General features: G+C 61.9%; 16 protein-coding genes. 10 read left to right on the top strand and 6 right to left on the bottom strand.

Annotated features, from left to right (window positions below):
- Positions 1 to 45: 45 nt before the first annotated feature.
- The gene (locus QRN70_RS25175) at positions 46 to 1233 is read right to left on the bottom strand and encodes a molybdopterin molybdotransferase MoeA (RefSeq protein WP_285420761.1); all 1188 of its coding nucleotides are present in this window, start codon (positions 1231 to 1233) and stop codon (positions 46 to 48) included.
- A gap of 22 nt (positions 1234 to 1255) precedes the next feature.
- A complete protein-coding gene (moaB, locus tag QRN70_RS25180; protein WP_285420581.1) occupies positions 1256 to 1795 on the bottom strand; it encodes a molybdenum cofactor biosynthesis protein B in 540 nt (179 codons plus the stop codon).
- An 81-nt stretch (positions 1796 to 1876) separates the two neighbouring features.
- Between moaB and mobA the strand changes: the two genes are divergently transcribed.
- Together mobA and QRN70_RS25190 are read left to right on the top strand one after the other, a co-directional pair.
- Entirely contained in the window at positions 1877 to 2479 is a 603-nt protein-coding gene (gene mobA / locus QRN70_RS25185) for a molybdenum cofactor guanylyltransferase MobA (protein WP_285420582.1), read from the top strand.
- A 78-nt stretch (positions 2480 to 2557) separates the two neighbouring features.
- Positions 2558 to 2779 (top strand): YgdI/YgdR family lipoprotein, encoded by a 222-nt coding sequence (locus QRN70_RS25190; RefSeq protein WP_039770418.1) that lies wholly within the window; start codon positions 2558 to 2560, stop codon positions 2777 to 2779.
- A gap of 83 nt (positions 2780 to 2862) precedes the next feature.
- On the opposite strand, the gene QRN70_RS25195 is transcribed toward QRN70_RS25190, so the two are convergent.
- The 3 genes from QRN70_RS25195 to QRN70_RS25205 all read right to left on the bottom strand — a co-directional run bounded on the left by QRN70_RS25195 (position 2863) and on the right by QRN70_RS25205 (position 4549).
- The gene (locus QRN70_RS25195; RefSeq protein WP_285420583.1) at positions 2863 to 3753 is read right to left on the bottom strand and encodes a pseudouridine synthase; all 891 of its coding nucleotides are present in this window, start codon (positions 3751 to 3753) and stop codon (positions 2863 to 2865) included.
- 80 nt (positions 3754 to 3833) lie between these two features.
- The gene (locus QRN70_RS25200; protein WP_285420584.1) at positions 3834 to 4151 is read right to left on the bottom strand and encodes a transcriptional regulator; all 318 of its coding nucleotides are present in this window, start codon (positions 4149 to 4151) and stop codon (positions 3834 to 3836) included.
- A 161-nt stretch (positions 4152 to 4312) separates the two neighbouring features.
- The gene (locus QRN70_RS25205; RefSeq protein WP_285420585.1) at positions 4313 to 4549 is read right to left on the bottom strand and encodes a glutaredoxin family protein; all 237 of its coding nucleotides are present in this window, start codon (positions 4547 to 4549) and stop codon (positions 4313 to 4315) included.
- Positions 4550 to 4755: 206 nt separating this feature from the next.
- Between QRN70_RS25205 and QRN70_RS25210 the strand changes: the two genes are divergently transcribed.
- Complete coding sequence (locus QRN70_RS25210) at positions 4756 to 6471, top strand: monovalent cation:proton antiporter-2 (CPA2) family protein (protein ID WP_285420586.1); 1716 nt, start codon at positions 4756 to 4758, stop codon at positions 6469 to 6471.
- Here QRN70_RS25210 and QRN70_RS25215 read toward each other — a convergent pair.
- Complete coding sequence (locus QRN70_RS25215) at positions 6468 to 7676, bottom strand: ammonium transporter (protein WP_285420587.1); 1209 nt, start codon at positions 7674 to 7676, stop codon at positions 6468 to 6470. The genes QRN70_RS25210 and QRN70_RS25215 overlap by 4 nt on opposite strands.
- A gap of 305 nt (positions 7677 to 7981) precedes the next feature.
- Between QRN70_RS25215 and QRN70_RS25220 the strand changes: the two genes are divergently transcribed.
- The 7 genes from QRN70_RS25220 to QRN70_RS25250 all read left to right on the top strand — a co-directional run bounded on the left by QRN70_RS25220 (position 7982) and on the right by QRN70_RS25250 (position 16337).
- On the top strand, positions 7982 to 8296 hold the full coding sequence (locus tag QRN70_RS25220) for an ElaB/YgaM/YqjD family protein (protein WP_025113166.1): 315 nt from the start codon (positions 7982 to 7984) through the stop codon (positions 8294 to 8296).
- A 2-nt stretch (positions 8297 to 8298) separates the two neighbouring features.
- Positions 8299 to 8685: a phage holin family protein gene (locus QRN70_RS25225; protein ID WP_285420588.1), complete on the top strand. Its 387-nt coding sequence runs from the start codon at positions 8299 to 8301 to the stop codon at positions 8683 to 8685.
- Complete coding sequence (locus QRN70_RS25230) at positions 8682 to 9020, top strand: hypothetical protein (RefSeq protein ID WP_285420589.1); 339 nt, start codon at positions 8682 to 8684, stop codon at positions 9018 to 9020. Before QRN70_RS25225 ends, QRN70_RS25230 begins: the two co-directional genes overlap by 4 nt.
- A gap of 124 nt (positions 9021 to 9144) precedes the next feature.
- On the top strand, positions 9145 to 10308 hold the full coding sequence (locus QRN70_RS25235; RefSeq protein ID WP_285420590.1) for an EAL domain-containing protein: 1164 nt from the start codon (positions 9145 to 9147) through the stop codon (positions 10306 to 10308).
- A 68-nt stretch (positions 10309 to 10376) separates the two neighbouring features.
- Entirely contained in the window at positions 10377 to 11702 is a 1326-nt protein-coding gene (locus QRN70_RS25240; protein WP_285420591.1) for a deoxyguanosinetriphosphate triphosphohydrolase, read from the top strand.
- A gap of 355 nt (positions 11703 to 12057) precedes the next feature.
- Complete coding sequence (locus QRN70_RS25245) at positions 12058 to 12684, top strand: response regulator transcription factor (RefSeq protein WP_285420762.1); 627 nt, start codon at positions 12058 to 12060, stop codon at positions 12682 to 12684.
- Positions 12685 to 12692: 8 nt separating this feature from the next.
- Positions 12693 to 16337, top strand: coding sequence for a transporter substrate-binding domain-containing protein (locus QRN70_RS25250; protein WP_285420592.1), 3645 nt, complete (start codon positions 12693 to 12695; stop codon positions 16335 to 16337).
- The last annotated feature ends 17 nt before the right edge of the window (positions 16338 to 16354 follow it).

The following is a 16354-nucleotide window of genomic DNA, read 5'->3' on the forward strand; positions in this document are numbered from 1 at the left end:
TGCAGGCGTCGGCTGTGCCAGCCGAGCCTGCATTGGCCATGCACATCAGCCCAGGAGATCACTCAGGGGAATGAAAAACACCGGTTCACCCTCGGTCAGCGTGCGCCCTTCCAGCACTTCCACCAGACCGTCAGCCCAGGCGGCGCTGCGCAGGACGCCTGAACTTTGATTGCGATAGATCGTTGCCCGGCCTTGCTCCAGGCGTCCGCGCAGGTACTCGCGACGATTACCGGCCACCGGCCAGTCAAAGCCTGCCGGCAGCGCAAACTTCAGCGGCTCGACATCCTGCACCCCCTGGCGTCGCAGCAGATAGGGGCGCGCGAGCAAGGCAAAGGTCACCAGCGTCGAGGCCGGATTGCCGGGCAGGCCGATCACCGGCACGTTGCGAAACTGACCAACCGTCAGTGGCTTCCCGGGTTTGATGGCCAACTTCCACAACGTCAGCTCGCCCTCTTCGCGCAATGCCATGCCGAGAAAGTCAGCCTCCCCCACCGAGACGCCGCCGGTAGATAGAATCAGGTCGACATCCTGCAACTGGCCCAGCCGCAGGCGCGTCGTGGGCAAGTCATCCGGAAGAATACCGGCGTCGACCACCTCGCAGCCCATTCGCTGCAGCCAGCTGCACAACACCACGCGGTTGCTGTTGTAGATCTGGCCCGGTCCCAGCGCCTGGCCGGGTTCGACCAGTTCATCACCGGTGGACAGCACCGCCACGCGAACCTTGCGCACCACGTCCAGCTCCGCACAGCCCAGGGACGCGGCAAGGCCTTGCTCGATCGGCCCAAGCCGGGTCCCTGCGCTGAGGATCAGTTCGCCGACCCGGGTTTCCTGGCCCTGAGGGCGAATATTCTGCCCCGGCGACAGAGGCTCGCGGAAACGCACGCACTGATCCGGCTGGATCTCGACGTTTTCCTGCATCTCGACGCAGTCGGCTCCCTGCGGTACCGGAGCGCCGGTGAAAATCCGTGCACAGGTACCCGGTTTCAACGCTTCTGGTGCCTGGCCGGCAAAGATCTTCTGGCTGACCGGCAACGGTTCGCCCTGCCAGTCGGCCAACGCCAGGGCGTAGCCATCCATGGCGCTGTTGGGCCAGGGGGGCAGATCCAGCGTGGCCATCAGGTCCTCGGCCAGCACCCGACCCTCGACCTGCGCCAACGGCAGTCGCTCACGCTCGACAATGCGCGAGGCTTCGGCCATTTCCAGCAATCTGGCCAGTGCAGCCTCGACCGGCATCAGGCTGCCGGTCTTGCCCGGCTTACCCGCGGGATTCACAAGGCGCCGCCTGTTTCAGGTGAGGAACGAAATTGCAGGGCCGGTGCCGCGAGTCCAGTTGCTCGGCCAGAATGCCGTCCCAACCGGTACGCACTGCGTTGGTCGACCCCGGCAGACAGCAGACCAGCGTGCCGTTGGCCAGACCGGCGAGGGCCCGCGATTGCACAGTGGACGTACCGATGTCGGCCACCGAAATCTGCCGGAACAGCTCGCCGAAACCGTCCACCTGCTTGTCGAGCAGGCATGCGACTGCTTCCGGCGTGCTGTCACGGCCCGTGAAACCGGTGCCGCCCGTGATCAGTACGACCTGCACCACATCGTCGGCAATCCAGTGGGCAACTTGCGCACGAATTTTGTAAAGGTCATCTTTGAGCAGCACCCGCTCGGCGAGATGGTGGCCGGCAGCCGTCAGGCCATCGACGAAGACCTGGCCTGAGGTATCGGTTTCCAGAGTACGGGTGTCGCTTACAGTCAGCACCGCGATATTGAGCGGTGCGAAAGGTACATCAGCCTTGGCTTTCATAGGCTCGTCCAGTTGTAGGAGAAACAGCCCGGTGTTATATCACAGCGCCTCATTTTTTCGCCGCCCGACTGGAGAGCCGAGATGACTTCGACGACGCAATTGCCGCCCTGCTCCATCCTGCTCCTGGCAGGGGGACGCGGCCAGCGCATGGGCGGGCAGGACAAAGGATTCGTGGCGTGGCTGGGCGAGCCGCTGATTGCCCATGTGCAGCGCCAGGTGCGTCCGCTTACCGACGACCTGATCATCTCCTGCAACCGTAATTTCGAGCGCTATGCGCCCTTCGCCGATCAACTGGTTTCGGATCACGAGGGCGACTTTCCCGGGCCGTTGGCCGGCATCCTTGCGGGACTGAAAGTCGCGCGGCATACCCACGTGCTGGTACTGCCCTGCGACGTACCGCGCATTGACGCCGCATTACTGCAAAGCATGCGCGAAGCGGCCAATCAGCAACCTGACAAACCTTTAATGTTGCGCCATGACCAGCATTGGGAGCCCTTGCTTTGCGTGATTCCACTGGCATTATTGCCCGCGTTCGAAAATGCCTGGAACGCCGGTGAGCGCAGCCCCGGACGTGTCATGCGCAACCTCGGCGCCTGCGCGCTGGAATGCCCGGACAACGACCCTCGACTGGCCAATCTAAACACCCCGGAACTGTTAAGCTCGCACAACACTGTGTCAGACTGACAGCATTCAAGGAACTTGCACGCCTTGTATACGTCTCAAGCTCAGTAACCAAAAGAATTTCCCTTCGGAGACACACTCATGACTCAACGGACCCTCGCCACTTTCATGCTCGCACTGGGCCTGGCCACCCTCGCTGGTTGCGCTTCGCCAACAGTGATCACCTTGAATGACGGTCGCGAAATCCAGGCCGTCGACGCGCCTAAATACGATGAAGATTCGGGCTTCTACGAGTTCGAACAACTCGACGGCAAGCACACCCGCATCAACAAGGATCAGGTTCGTACCGTTAAAGAGCTGTAAGCTTTTACGTCGGCACCTAATACAGAAAAGCCCGCAATTTGCGGGCTTTTTCGTGGACGAAAGAAAAGCAGCGGGAACATTCACTACCAGTCCAGAGTGATCCGGCTCGCGAACTCGCGCTCCTGCCCTGTCACGGGATCAATGAATCGCAAACCCTGCGCAAGAAGTTTGAGTGGATTGGCGTAGTCGTCCACGACGTCCTGCAACACCTCGGGATAGAAAGGATCGTTGCAGATGCTCGCGCCCAGGGCCGTCATATGCACCCGCAACTGATGCTTCTTGCCGGTCACCGGGTACAGGCCGTAGCGCCACAGGTCGCCGTTCTTTTCCCGAACCTCCACCGCCGTCTCGGTATTGCTGACGCCAGGACCTTCCTGCATGCGAAAAAACGGCTCGCCATCAATCAGGCGACTTTTGTGCACCAAGGGAAAATCCAGCGCCGGCAGTGCAGGAGCAATGGCTTCGTAGCGCTTGTCGATCTGCCGGGTCGGGAACAACGACTGATAGGCCGAACGACTTTGCGGATTGGCCGAGAAAATCACCAGCCCCGCGGTATGCCTATCAATGCGGTGCAAAGGCACCAGATGCGGATTGTCCAGACGCCGGATCAAGCGACGCAGCAACGTCTGCTCGACGTATTCACCCGCCGGGGTCACGGGCAGGAAGTGCGGTTTGTCCGCCACCACCAGATGCTCGTCGGCGTAGAGGATCGACTCGACCACCGGTATCGGTTTTTCATCCGGCACTTCGCGGAAATAGTGGATGCGCAGACCTTCCTTGTAGGGCAAATCCACGCTGATCGGCTGACCATGAGCATCCAGCACCCTGCCCCGCGCAATCCGATCAAGCCACTGCTCGCGGCCGATCGCACTGAAGTGTTCGCACAGGCAGTCGAGCACCGTGTTCCACGCGCCGGGAGGCAGGTATAGGGTGCTGGCCTGATTGTGTGCGGCGGAAAATGTTGACGTGGACATAGGTAACTCGAACCCTTGATACAGGCCGGCATTATCCAACAGGCAACGACACGAACCTAGCGCAGAATCCAATCCCAGCCTCAGGCCGGAACCGATCGGCCTTGCGCCGCCTCGGTAAACTCCTTGAGCCAGCGCAGGACGTCGACGGCTTCCCAGCGCCCCGGGTCATACAAGGCGTACAACAAACCTTGATAACCGACCACATCGAGCTGCTTGTGATAACCGGCACGCTGGAACAACGCTTCGATTTCGGCGAAACAGGTGTTGAAGTGCAGCTTGTTGAACGGCGTCTTGCCCTCTGTCACCAGCCCGTCCAGACGCAGCTCGAGGACCGCCTCGCGCAGCACATCAACCGACATCCGGTTCACGCTGCTCTTCAATTGTTCGACATTGACCATGGTGCATCCCTCTGACATCCGGATTCACCTGCCCGACCCTTTACCCAGGATCACGGCATAGCAGGCCAACCCAATTACTGTATGCGCATACAGTAACCGAATAAGCCGGAGAGTGCCAAGCAAAGGACAAGCGAAGCGACAAACGCGAGGCGCGGGACAGCTCAGCGCAGGAACGCCACGACCTCGTCGGCGCTGAACGGCCAGTCGAGCTCAGCGCCCGTATCGACCCGCCGCAGCACCGGGATGCGCAGCCTGTACGCCTCGTACCAGGCTTCGTCTTCGGTGATGTCGACCAGTTCCACCAACAGCCCGTGCTCGACGAACTCCATCAACATGGCTTCGGCGACTTCGCACAAATGGCACCCGAGGGTGCCGAACAGCTGACATTCAGGAAGCATGTGGGCTCAACCGAAAAAATTCAAAGCCCATTCTAGGCCCACCCCGAAAACCCGTCGAGACGGCGCGGCCCAAAGGCGGCAGCACCCCGGCCGGGCTGTTCGGCAAAATCCTGACGCACATCAGCCGGGATAAATCGCCTTTGCGCCATGCTCCGGTGTTTTTTGCCTCTACGCTTGATTAGCCAGACCTTGCCTGCGGAGTTTTCGTGTTTGCCAACCTGTTGATCATTCTCGCCTCATCCCTGCTGGTGATTGCCCTTTTCCGTCGCCTGCGGCTGCCGCCGGTACTGGGTTATCTGTGCGTCGGCCTGATGGTCGGGCCAAAGGCGTTCGATTGGGTCAACGAAAGCGAACACCTGCCGGACCTCGCCGAACTCGGCGTGGTGTTCCTGCTGTTCTCCCTGGGGCTCGAGTTCTCGCTGTCGAAGATGATTGCCCTGCGCCAGGTCGTGTTTCGCCTGGGCAGCCAACAGGTGTTGCTCAGCGCCCTGTTGCTGGGCGCGGTGCTGATGCTGCTGGGCATGCCGCTCGCCCCGGCACTGCTGCTCGGCGCCGGCCTGTCACTGTCATCCACGGCGATTGTCAGCAAGGAACTGGGCAGCCTCGGCGAAATATTCAGCAGTCACGGCCAGAATGCCATTGGCGTGCTGTTGTTCCAGGATGTGGTGGCGGTGCTGCTGCTCACCCTGGTTCCGGTGTTCGCCGGCAGCAGCGAGCAACCATGGTACTGGGCGTTGCCAATGACCCTGGCAAAAACCGTGGCGCTGTTCCTCGGCCTGCTGCTGGCCAGTCGCTGGTTGCTGCCGCGGCTGTTTCAGGAAGTCGCGGCGTCCCGCTCGGCGGAGCTGTTCGTGTTGCTGGCCCTGGTGATTGTGCTGCTGACGGCGTGGCTGACCCATCTGCTGGGCCTGTCCCCTGCCCTCGGTGCCTTCCTCGCCGGCATGCTGCTGGGCGAAAGTCATTATCGGCATCAGATCGAGGCCGATATCCGGCCGTTTCGCGACATCCTGCTGGGGCTGTTTTTTGTCAGCATCGGCATGCTGATCGACCTGCAATTATTTTTCAGCCACAGCCTGCCGATTCTTGGCCTGACCCTTGGCCTGCTGCTGATCAAGGGGTTTGTGGTGGCTGCGCTGGTCAAATGGCGCGGCAATGACAGTGAGACCGCGTGGCGCAGCGGCCTGGCCCTGGCGCAGGGCGGCGAATTCTGTTTCGCCCTGATGGCGCAGATGCAGCAGAACCAGCTGCTGCCGGCCGAGCTCGGCGCCTTGCTGCTCGCGGCGACATTCTGCTCGATGCTGCTCACCCCCCTGCTGCTGCGGGCCGCGCCGAAGATCGCCGGCCATCTGCACCGCAAGCCCAATCAGGAAGCGCAGATCGAGCAGATCAGCGCCCTCAACGCCGGTTTCAATCAACACGTGGTGATTTGCGGCTACGGCCGGGTCGGCCAGTCGATCGGACGCTTCATGCACAACGCCGGGCAGGCCTACATCGCCCTGGACAACGACCCGGTGCGGGTCCAGGAAGCCGCCGTCAATGAACGTGACGTGCATTACGGCGACTGTACGCGCGGCGACCTGCTGAGCGCGGTCGGCCTGTTACGCGCCAGGCTGTTGGTGATTGCCGTAGATCAAAGCGATGTCGCCTTGCGAGTGTTGAAGGAGGCACGCCGGCGCAATCCGCACGTGCCGATTCTGGTGCGCACCCGCGACGACAGCCAGTGGGCGGAACTGAAAGCCGCCGGCGCCACCGAAGTGGTGCCGGAGCTGCTGGAATCGAGCCTGATGCTTGCCTCGCACGCGTTGATCATGCTCGGTCTGCCGGCGCATCAGGTGCAGGAGCAGGTCGATCAGGTGCGCATCGACCGTTATCGCCTGCTGCACGGTTTTTATCCCGGAGCCGAAGATGAAGAGAACAACTAGTCCTGGCTTACCGCGCCGATCTTGTGCAGCGACAGGTCCGCGCCGTAATACTCTTGTTCCTGACTCAGGCGCAGACCATGCAACGCCTTGATCAAACCGTACACGGCAAAGCCGCCAACCAGCGCCACGGCCACGCCCAAGGCGCTGCCGATCAACTGGCTGATCAGGCTGACACCGCCCAAGCCACCCAGTGCGGTCTGGCCGAAGATTCCGCAGGCGATGCCGCCCCAGACGCCACACAGGCCATGCAACGGCCACACACCCAGCACATCGTCGATCCGCCACTTGACCTGCGCAGCGGTGAAGCACCAGACAAACAGGGCGCCGGCGATCGCGCCGGTGACCAGCGCGCCCACCGGGTGCATCAGGTCGGAACCGGCACACACCGCCACCAGCCCGGCCAGCGGGCCGTTATGCAGGAAGCCCGGGTCATTGCGCCCGACCACCAGCGCAGCCATCGTCCCGCCGACCATGGCCATCAACGAGTTGACCGCAACCAGACCGCTGACGCCCTGCAGGGTTTGCGCGCTCATCACGTTGAAACCGAACCAGCCGACAATCAGGATCCACGATCCCAGCGCCAGGAACGGAATGCTCGACGGTGCGAAGGCCACCAGGCGCCCGTCACGATAACGACCGTTGCGCGGGCCCAACAACAGCACGGCCGCCAGCGCCAGCCAGCCGCCCATGGCATGCACCACCACCGAGCCGGCGAAATCATGGAAAGCCGCGCCAAACCGCGCGGCCAGCCAGGCTTGCAGGCCGTAGTTGCCATTCCAGATCATGCCTTCGAAAAACGGGTAGATGAACGCCACGATCAATACCGTCGCGCACAATTGCGGCACGAACCGCGCCCGCTCGGCGATGCCGCCGGAGATAATCGCCGGGATCGCCGCCGCGAAGGTCAGCAGAAAGAAAAACTTGACCAGGCCGTAGCCGTGATCGGCACTGAGAACCGCCGCCGGCTGCAGGAAGGTCACCCCGTAGGAAATCCAATAGCCTATAAAGAAGTAGGCCAGTGTGGAGACGGCGAAGTCGCTGAGAATCTTCGACAGCGCGTTGACCTGATTCTTCTGGCGGACCGTCCCGACTTCGAGAAAGGCGAAACCGGCATGCATCGCCAGTACCATCACCGCACCGATCAGAATGAACAGTGTGTTGGAGCTGTGAACCAGCGTGTCCACAGCGCTTTGCAGATTTTCCATAAGGAGGCAGACCCAAGGCTGAAAAAGGCACCAAAGCGGTTCATGCGAACATTTCATGCACCAAGTTGCGCCCGCGCGCTCATGCTCCCGGGTGTCCGGTGAACCGCTTTGGCGCACAAGGTCGATGTCCTGACACGAATCGTCATTACCCGGGCAGAGGTTTGCCCGGCTGCACGCCCGGCAACAGCGCATGGCCGCCGGTCGACGCACCACGAGACAGCAAAAGTTGTACCAGTCATTTGTACTGAACCTTCGCGCAAGGCTCATACTCGAACGCTTCAGAAAGCCACTTACGGAGATCCCCCATGGCCAGCATCAAGGCAAAGACTGCTCAAGAAATCCTGATGAACGACTTTCAGACTCTGGTCGCCGACACTGAGCGGCTGCTCGAACACACCGCCACGCTGGCTGGCGATCAGGCCGATGAGCTGCGCGAACAGATCCACGACAGCCTGCTGCGTGCCCGGGAAACCCTGAAACTGACCGAAGACACCCTGCGTGACCGCGGTCAGGCAGCGGTCACCGCCACCGAAGACTACGTCTCGGCCAACCCTTGGCAATCGGTGGGTATCGCCGCGGGCGTGGGCTTCCTGATTGGCCTGCTGGCCACTCGGCGCTGATTATGTCGATCGGCGAATCCGGCCCGAACCTGGGCACCCGTTCCTCCACGCGGCGCCTGGGCGCCGCCGTCCTCGGCCTGCTGCACAGTCATGTCGAATTGTTCGGCATCGAGTTGCAGGAGCAAAAAGCCCGTACCGTCAGCCTGCTGCTGTTCGCCGGCCTGGCCCTGGTATTTGCCCTGCTGCTATTGGTCGGCCTGTCGACGCTGGTCCTGATCGTGTTCTGGGACACGTACCGTCTCGCGGCGATCATCGGTCTGTGCGTGTTCTACACCCTGGCGGCGATCTTCTGCGGATTGCGCCTCAAGGCCGCGATTTTCGATGAATCCTCGCCCTTCCACGGCACGCTGGAAGAATTGGCCAATGATCGGGAGCGCCTGTTGCCATGAGCCTGCCTCAACTGCCACACAACAGCACTCGCAAAGAGATGCGCAAGGCTCTGATCCGCCTGCGCATGGAAATGCACCGGCAGGAAATCCGCCAGGAAGCCGGGCAGCTCATGCAACCCCTGCATCGTATCCGCGGCATGGGGCAGAACCTGCACGATGGCTTCGGCATCAAGCACGCGCCGTTGTGGGGCGTGGCCGCCGTTACCCTGCTGGGGTTCATCACCGGCAAGGGTGCGAAAAGCGGCGGCGTCGGCGGGCTGACCCGGTTGATTCGCCTGGGCACCAGCCTCGGGCCACTGATCAAGTTGGTCATGCAGAGTTCGGCCAAGCGCTGAGCCCGTGCATCTGGCTGCATTCTTGCAATAGCCGCGGGATTGAATCTCTGATCCGGAGATTCAATCCCGCTTGCCTATCCGGCCGGCAATCATCAGTCAAAACCACGACGTCTAAGGAGGCCCCGTGATCGACGGGCAACCGCTCGCCTGCTTTCAGCCTTTCATCGATACCGCCACGGGACGTATTGCAGGCGTCGAAGCCCTGGGTCGCCTGCGTCAGGCCGATGGTCAACTGGCCTCGGTCGGGCCGCTCTTCGCCGACCCGCGCACGCCGGCCATTGCCCTGCGTCGCCTCGACCGGCAGATTCGAGACAACGCCCTCAGCCGCCTGCATGAAGCCCCGGCGGACTGGTTCCTGAGCCTGAACATGTCGCCGCGCTGGATCAGCCGCCTGCGTGCCGACCAGCCGCTGCCCAGCCTCAAGCAGATGCTGCGGCACGACGTCGATCCGCGGCGTATCGTTTTCGAGATCACTGAACTTGGCGGCAACAGCCAGCGCCTGAGTGAAGTGGTGGCACGCTATCGCGAGGCCGGCGCGCGAATTGCCATCGATGACTTTGGCGCCGGTTATTCGCAACTCGATCGGGTCCTGGCCCTGCAACCCGATATCCTCAAGCTCGACATGCGTCTGTTCCAGGCAGCGGCGCTCGGCGGGCCGAGCAGTGACGTGGTCAAGGCCCTGGCGCAGATGGCGGAGAAAACCGGTTGCTGGATCATCGCCGAAGGGGTCGAGACCGAAGCGCAGCTGAATTTTGCCCTCGAGTGCGGATCGCGCTACGTGCAAGGCTTTCTGTTTGCCCGCGCGCAGGAGGCCTTTTTCGCCACCGACGCCTTCGTCAAGCATTTCGCCGAGCTGCGCCAGCGTTACGTCAAACAGAAACTCGTGGAACGCGGGCGCCTGATGCAGATGCGCCTGCAACTCGGCGAGCTGATGGCCATCCTGCAAGCCTGGGCCCAGGCCCGCGCGCCGCTCAGCGCCTTGCCGCAACTGGACGCGTTTCCCTGGTTACTGCGCTTCTACCAGTGCGACCGCCACGGCACACAGCTCACGCCCAACCTGGAATGGCGCAACAACGGCTGGATCGCCGACAACCGTTATCTGGGCCACAACTGGTCATGGCGACCGTATTTCTATCACCTGCTGGCGGAAGGCTGGGAAGAACGCCGCCTGACCCTGTCCAGCACCTACCGCGACGCGACGAGCAACCAGTATTGCCTGACCGCCGGGCAGTTCTTCGACAATGGCGAACGCCTGCTATTGATCGATATCGACGCCGCCGGGCTGTAGTTGCGCTTGCGCCTGCCAGCCCGAACCGGGAAGCTAGGGCTTCAGTCACCTGACGGAGAGAATCAGCCTTGGATTGGCCAACCCTGCTCAACCGCGAACGCCTCGGAAAACCGCTGCACAGCCCGCAAGAGCTCGGCCGCAGCCCGTTTCACAAAGACCATGACCGCATCATTTTCTCCGGTGCCTTCCGCCGCCTGGGGCGCAAGACCCAGGTGCATCCCGTCTCCAGCAACGACCATATCCACACGCGCCTGACCCATTCCCTGGAAGTCAGTTGCGTCGGCCGCTCGCTGGGCATGCGCGTCGGCGAAACCCTGCGCGGTGCCCTCCCCGACTGGTGCGAGCCGAGTGACCTGGGCATGGTCGTGCAATCGGCCTGCCTGGCCCACGACATCGGCAACCCGCCGTTCGGTCACTCCGGGGAGGATGCGATTCGTCACTGGTTCCAGCAGGCGGCCGGACGCGGCTGGCTGGACGCGATGAGCGACGCCGAACGCGGTGACTTCCTCAATTTCGAAGGCAATGCCCAAGGCTTCCGGGTGCTCACCCAGCTGGAATATCACCAGTTCGACGGCGGCACGCGCCTGACCTACGCGACCCTCGGCACCTATCTGAAGTACCCATGGACCGCCCGTCACGCCGATTCCCTGGGCTACAAGAAGCACAAGTTCGGCTGCTATCAGAGCGAACTGCCGCTGCTCGAACAGATCGCCCACAAGCTCGGTCTGCCACAGCTCGAAGAACAACGCTGGGCACGCCATCCACTGGTGTACCTGATGGAGGCTGCGGACGACATCTGCTACGCCTTGATCGATCTTGAAGACGGCCTGGAAATGGACCTGCTGGAGTACGCCGAAGTCGAGTCGCTGCTGCTCGGCCTGGTGGGCGATGATCTGCCGGAAACCTATCGCCAGCTCGGCCCGCAGGATTCACGCCGGCGCAAACTGGCGATCCTGCGCGGCAAGGCCATCGAGCACCTGACCAACGCTGCCGCCCGCGCCTTCGTCGAGCAACAGGATGCGCTGCTGGCCGGCACCCTGCAGGGTGACCTGGTCGAGCACATGCACGGCCCGGCCAAGCGCTGTGTGCTCAACGCCAAGGACATCGCGCGGAAAAAGATCTTCCAGGACAAGCGCAAGACCCTGCACGAGATCGGCGCCTACACCACGCTGGAAATTCTCCTCAACTCGTTCTGCGGTGCCGCGCTGGAACAGCACAACGGCCGCACGCCGTCGTTCAAGAGCCGGCGGATTCTCGATCTGCTCGGCAACAACGCCCCGGATCCCCATGGCCCCCTGCACGCGTCGTTCCTGCGCATGATCGACTTCATCGCCGGCATGACCGACAGCTATGCCAGCGACATGGCACTGGAGATGACCGGCCGCTCGCGGTAGCCGCCAACGCCCTGACCGGCCCCTGGCACAGGGCCGGTCAAGTGCATGAGGCAAAATTGCAGAATTATTCGCTAATCGACGCGAGTAACTTTTAAACAAGCGCACATTAATTAAACTTCAGACAACAAACGCAAAAAATCCATATCTCGCGGCATGCCGACTATTCAACTTGAAATTTACTGTTTTGCAAAAAACAACTCTTCTCCTTACGCCACACCTAGTTCACCTGTAGTCAAATTCCTCTTTTCTTGTAGGAACAATCCTAGATCACCGCTGAAGCCACGTCCGCTCCTGCGAGCGCTCATTTTTCTGAGCTAAGGTGCGCGCTTTATTCGTGCTTGCATGGGATTTGATTATGAACTCCGTTTTTATTGTCGACGATCATCCGGTTATCCGACTTGCCGTCCGAATGTTGCTGGAACACGAAGGTTACAAGGTTGTCGGCGAGACCGATAACGGGGTCGACGCGATGCAGATGGTCCGCGAGTGCATGCCCGACCTGATCATCCTCGACATCAGCATTCCCAAGCTCGACGGCCTCGAAGTCCTGGCCCGCTTCAACGCCATGAGCTCGCCATTCAAGACCCTGGTGCTGACCGCGCAATGCCCGACGCTGTTCGGTATTCGCTGCATGCAGTCGGGCGCATCCGGATATGTGTGCAAACAGGAAGATCTCAGTGAGCTGGTCAGTGCCATCAAGGCGGTACTTTCCGGTTACAACTATTTCCCCAGCCAGGCATTGAATCCGGTGCGCAGTGATGATGTGCGCTATACCGAACTTGAACTGTTCAAATCCGTCAATGACCGGGAATTGATGGTGTTGCAACTTTTTGCCCAGGGCCGCACTAACAAGGAAATAGCCAAGGGCATGTTTCTGAGCAACAAGACCGTCAGCACTTACAAGAAACGCCTGATGCAGAAACTCAAAGCCAAGTCCCTCGTAGAACTAATCGAAATGGCCAAACGTAACGCACTCGTGTGAGAGCCAGGATGCCCAGCCGTTTAAAGGAATATCTGATCGCCGTGTGCGCAGGCCTGTGCCTGGGCACGCCGGTGTTCGCTCAATCGGCAGACCCGCAGGCGTTCACCCTGCTCAGTCGTTCGGCCATCGGAACGACCCCGGTCATGCTGGAACCTGCGCAACGGCAGTGGCTGCACACTCGCAAGGAACTGGTGATCGGCACCTCCGCGCCGGATTACCCACCCTTCGACATGACGTCCAGCGGGCGCGACTACGAAGGTTTCACCGCCGACTATGCCGGCCTGCTCGGCCAGGCCACCGGCCTGCCGGTACGGGTTGCGCGCTATGCCTCGCGGGATGCGGCCATTCGCGCCCTGGTCGATGGCGAGGTCGACCTGCTCGGCACGGCCAACGCCTACGAGGCCGGCAATCGGCACATCGTCCTGTCCAGGCCCTACGCCATCGACCAGCCCGTGCTGGTCACCCGCGAAGGCGAGACCCGCTCCCTGAGCGAAGGCCTGGCCGGCCTGCGCCTGAGCATGGTCTATCACTACCTGCCGCTGGAGGAGATCAAGGCGCAGTACCCGAAAGCGCTGATCACCTCGTTTCCGTCCTACCAGAACGCAATCAATGCGGTGGCCTTCGACCAGGCCGATGTGTTTCTCGGCGACACCATTTCCACCCACTACATGATCAACAAGGGTTACCTGAACAACATTCGCATGGCCAATTTCGGCAAGCAGGAAGCCCATGGTTTCAGCTTCGCGGTCAATCGCGACAATCCGCAACTGCTCGACATCATCAACCGCGTGCTGGCGGCAGTGCCGGGGAGCGAACGCATCAGCATCGCCAAGCGCTGGAGCGCCGGCAGCGACATTCTGCTGACCGACCAGAAACTGCAACTGACCCGCCGCGAAGAGCTTTGGCTCAAGGAGCATCCGGTGATCAGCGTGCTGGTCAACGAGTCGTTTGCGCCGCTGACCTTCTTCGACAACGACGGCAACTTTCGCGGCATCAGCGCCGATCTGCTCGAGCTGATCCGCCTGCGCACCGGCCTGCGCTTCGATATCCGCCGCAGTCGCAGCGACACGGAAATGATCAAACAGGTCAGTAGCCAGCGCGCCGACCTGATCGCCGCCCTGCTGCCGACGCCGCAGCGCGAGCAACTGCTCAATTTCAGCCGGCCGTACCTGGAAAACTCCTTCGTCCTGCTGACCCGCAAATCCGCCGACAGCCCGACCCACCTGGGCCAGCTCAAGGGCAAGCACCTGGCGATCGCCCAGGGCAACCCGATGATCGAATACCTGCGCCGTGAGTTTCCGCGCATCCAGTTGATCGAAACCCCCGACACCTTCAGCGCGGTGGCGCTGCTGGATGAGGGCAAGGTCGAGGGGGCGGTGAACTCCCTGGTGATCGCCAACTACTTCATTTCATCGCGGATATTCGAACGGCCGCTGCAGATCACCACCACCATCGGCACCCTGCAAGCCGCGTTTTCCCTGGCGACCGCCCGCGACAACAGCGAACTGAGTTCGATCATCGACAAGGCCCTGGCGAGTATTTCGCCGGAGGAACTGGGCATCATCAACGGCCACTGGCGCGGTTACTCGGGGGCCTCGCAAAGCGCCTGGCGCGTCTACCAGCGCCTGTTCTATCAGGTGATCGGCGCGGCTTGCCTGCTCCTGCTGCTGTCCCTGGCGTGGAATGCCTACATGCGCCGGCAGATTCGCCAGCGGCAGAAAGCCGAGCGCGCGCTGAGCGACCAGTACGAATTCATGCGCTCACTGGTCAACGGCACGCCCCATCCGATCTACGTGCGCGACCGCCAGGGCCTGCTGCAAAGCTGCAACGACAGCTATCTGCGCACCTTCAATGCCCGCCGCGAGGACGTCATCGGCAAGAACGTCATGCAGGGTGCCTTGAGCAATGCCTTCGAGGCCCAGGTCTACCAGGCCGACTACCAACGGGTCATCGCCGAGGGCAAGCCGCTGGTGCTGGATCGCCCGCTGCACATCGGCAACCAGCGCCTGACCATCTACCACTGGATCCTGCCCTACCGCGATTCGAGCGGCGAGGTGCAAGGGATCATCGGTGGCTGGATCGACATCAGCGAGCGTCACCAGCTGTTTGCCGAGTTGCGTACGGCCAAGGAGCAGGCCGACGAAGCCAACCGGGCCAAGAGCACGTTCCTGGCGACCATGAGCCACGAGATTCGCACGCCGATGAACGCGGTGATCGGCATGCTCGAACTGACCCTCGAGCGCATGGAACGCAACCACCCCGACCGCTGCTCCATCGAAACCGCGTATCAGTCGGCCAAAGACCTGCTGTGCCTGATCGGCGATATCCTCGACATTGCGCGGATCGAGTCCGGGCGCCTGAGCCTGAGCCCCGAGCGGGTCAATCTCGCCGATACGGTGGGCTCGGTGGTCAACATTTTCGACGGCCTGGCGCGGCAGAAAAACCTTGCCCTGCAACTGACCTGCAATCCCGTCAACCCGGCGGTGGACGTGCATCTGGATCCGCTGCGCTTCAAGCAGGTGTTGTCCAACCTGATCAGCAATGCGATTAAATTCACCGACCGCGGGCACGTCAGGGTCACGGTGGATCTGATGAGCACGGAGGAACCCTCACGCTCGATCCTGCAACTGGCGGTGCAGGACAGCGGCATCGGCATCGGCGCCGAAGACCAGCAGCGTTTGTTCGCGCCTTTCGCTCAGGCCGGCAACGCTCGCCAGCAGGTGCGCGGCGGCGCGGGCCTGGGTCTGGTGATCAGCCGCAGCCTGTGCGAAATGATGGGCGGCCAGTTGCACCTGAGCAGCCAGCAGGGGATTGGCACCCAGGTGTGCATTTCCCTGCCCCTGCAGACCTTCCCCGCCGAAATCGGCAAGCAACGCATCGACGCGCCGATCGTGGTTTCCGATACGCCGCTCAATGTGCTGGTGGTCGACGATCATCCGGCCAATCGCCTGCTGATGTGCCAGCAACTGGAATTCCTCGGCCATGCGTTCAGCGTTGCCGAGGATGGCCAGAGCGGTTTCGCCCTGTGGAAATCCGGACGTTTCGAGCTGGTGATCGCCGACTGCAACATGCCCGTCATGGATGGCTACGAACTGACCCGCGCCCTGCGCCGGCATGAGCGCCAGACCGGACGCCCGCCCTGCACCGTGCTGGGTTTTACCGCCAATGCGCAACCCGAGGAGGTGCAGCGTTGCAAACAGGCCGGGATGAACGACTGCCTGTTCAAGCCGTTGAGCCTGAGCCTGCTCAGCCAGTGGGTGAACAGCGTCCGGCCGGCGCCGGCGGTGGCCGCGTTCAACCTGCAAGGCCTCAACCTGTTGACCGGCGGCAATCCCGCGCAGGCCCAGCGGCTTCTGGTGCAATTGCTCGACAGCAGCCGTGACGACCGCCAGGAACTGCTCGCGCTGTCGCCACAGCATGATCGCCCGGCGCTGGCCGCCATCGCCCACAAGATCAAGGGCGCCGCCCGCATTGCCCAGGCCACGCGCCTGATCGAATGCTGTGAAGCACTCGAGCAGGCCTGCAACCAGGCATTGCCGGCCCATGAGATCGGCGAACGCTGCGAGGCCAGCAAGCAGGCAATGCTCGATCTGGAGCAGGCCTTGCAGCACCAACTGGCGCAATCGGGGTACGGCAAAACCGCCGAGCCTTAACTATGCTTGGACGCTGA

This window comes from Pseudomonas sp. efr-133-TYG-5 (assembly GCF_030209175.1).
Classification (GTDB): domain Bacteria; phylum Pseudomonadota; class Gammaproteobacteria; order Pseudomonadales; family Pseudomonadaceae; genus Aquipseudomonas.

Coding starts and splice junctions, on each gene's coding strand:
- QRN70_RS25195 (WP_285420583.1), bottom strand. CDS start 3,753: ATGTCCACGTCAACATTTTCCGCCGCACACAATCAGGCCAGCACCCTA.
- QRN70_RS25245 (WP_285420762.1), top strand. CDS start 12,058: ATGAACTCCGTTTTTATTGTCGACGATCATCCGGTTATCCGACTTGCC.
- mobA (WP_285420582.1), top strand. CDS start 1,877: ATGACTTCGACGACGCAATTGCCGCCCTGCTCCATCCTGCTCCTGGCA.
- QRN70_RS25175 (WP_285420761.1), bottom strand. CDS start 1,233: ATGCCGGTCGAGGCTGCACTGGCCAGATTGCTGGAAATGGCCGAAGCC.
- QRN70_RS25200 (WP_285420584.1), bottom strand. CDS start 4,151: ATGGTCAATGTCGAACAATTGAAGAGCAGCGTGAACCGGATGTCGGTT.
- QRN70_RS25250 (WP_285420592.1), top strand. CDS start 12,693: ATGCCCAGCCGTTTAAAGGAATATCTGATCGCCGTGTGCGCAGGCCTG.
- moaB (WP_285420581.1), bottom strand. CDS start 1,795: ATGAAAGCCAAGGCTGATGTACCTTTCGCACCGCTCAATATCGCGGTG.
- QRN70_RS25220 (WP_025113166.1), top strand. CDS start 7,982: ATGGCCAGCATCAAGGCAAAGACTGCTCAAGAAATCCTGATGAACGAC.
- QRN70_RS25230 (WP_285420589.1), top strand. CDS start 8,682: ATGAGCCTGCCTCAACTGCCACACAACAGCACTCGCAAAGAGATGCGC.
- QRN70_RS25215 (WP_285420587.1), bottom strand. CDS start 7,676: ATGGAAAATCTGCAAAGCGCTGTGGACACGCTGGTTCACAGCTCCAAC.
- QRN70_RS25225 (WP_285420588.1), top strand. CDS start 8,299: ATGTCGATCGGCGAATCCGGCCCGAACCTGGGCACCCGTTCCTCCACG.
- QRN70_RS25190 (WP_039770418.1), top strand. CDS start 2,558: ATGACTCAACGGACCCTCGCCACTTTCATGCTCGCACTGGGCCTGGCC.
- QRN70_RS25205 (WP_285420585.1), bottom strand. CDS start 4,549: ATGCTTCCTGAATGTCAGCTGTTCGGCACCCTCGGGTGCCATTTGTGC.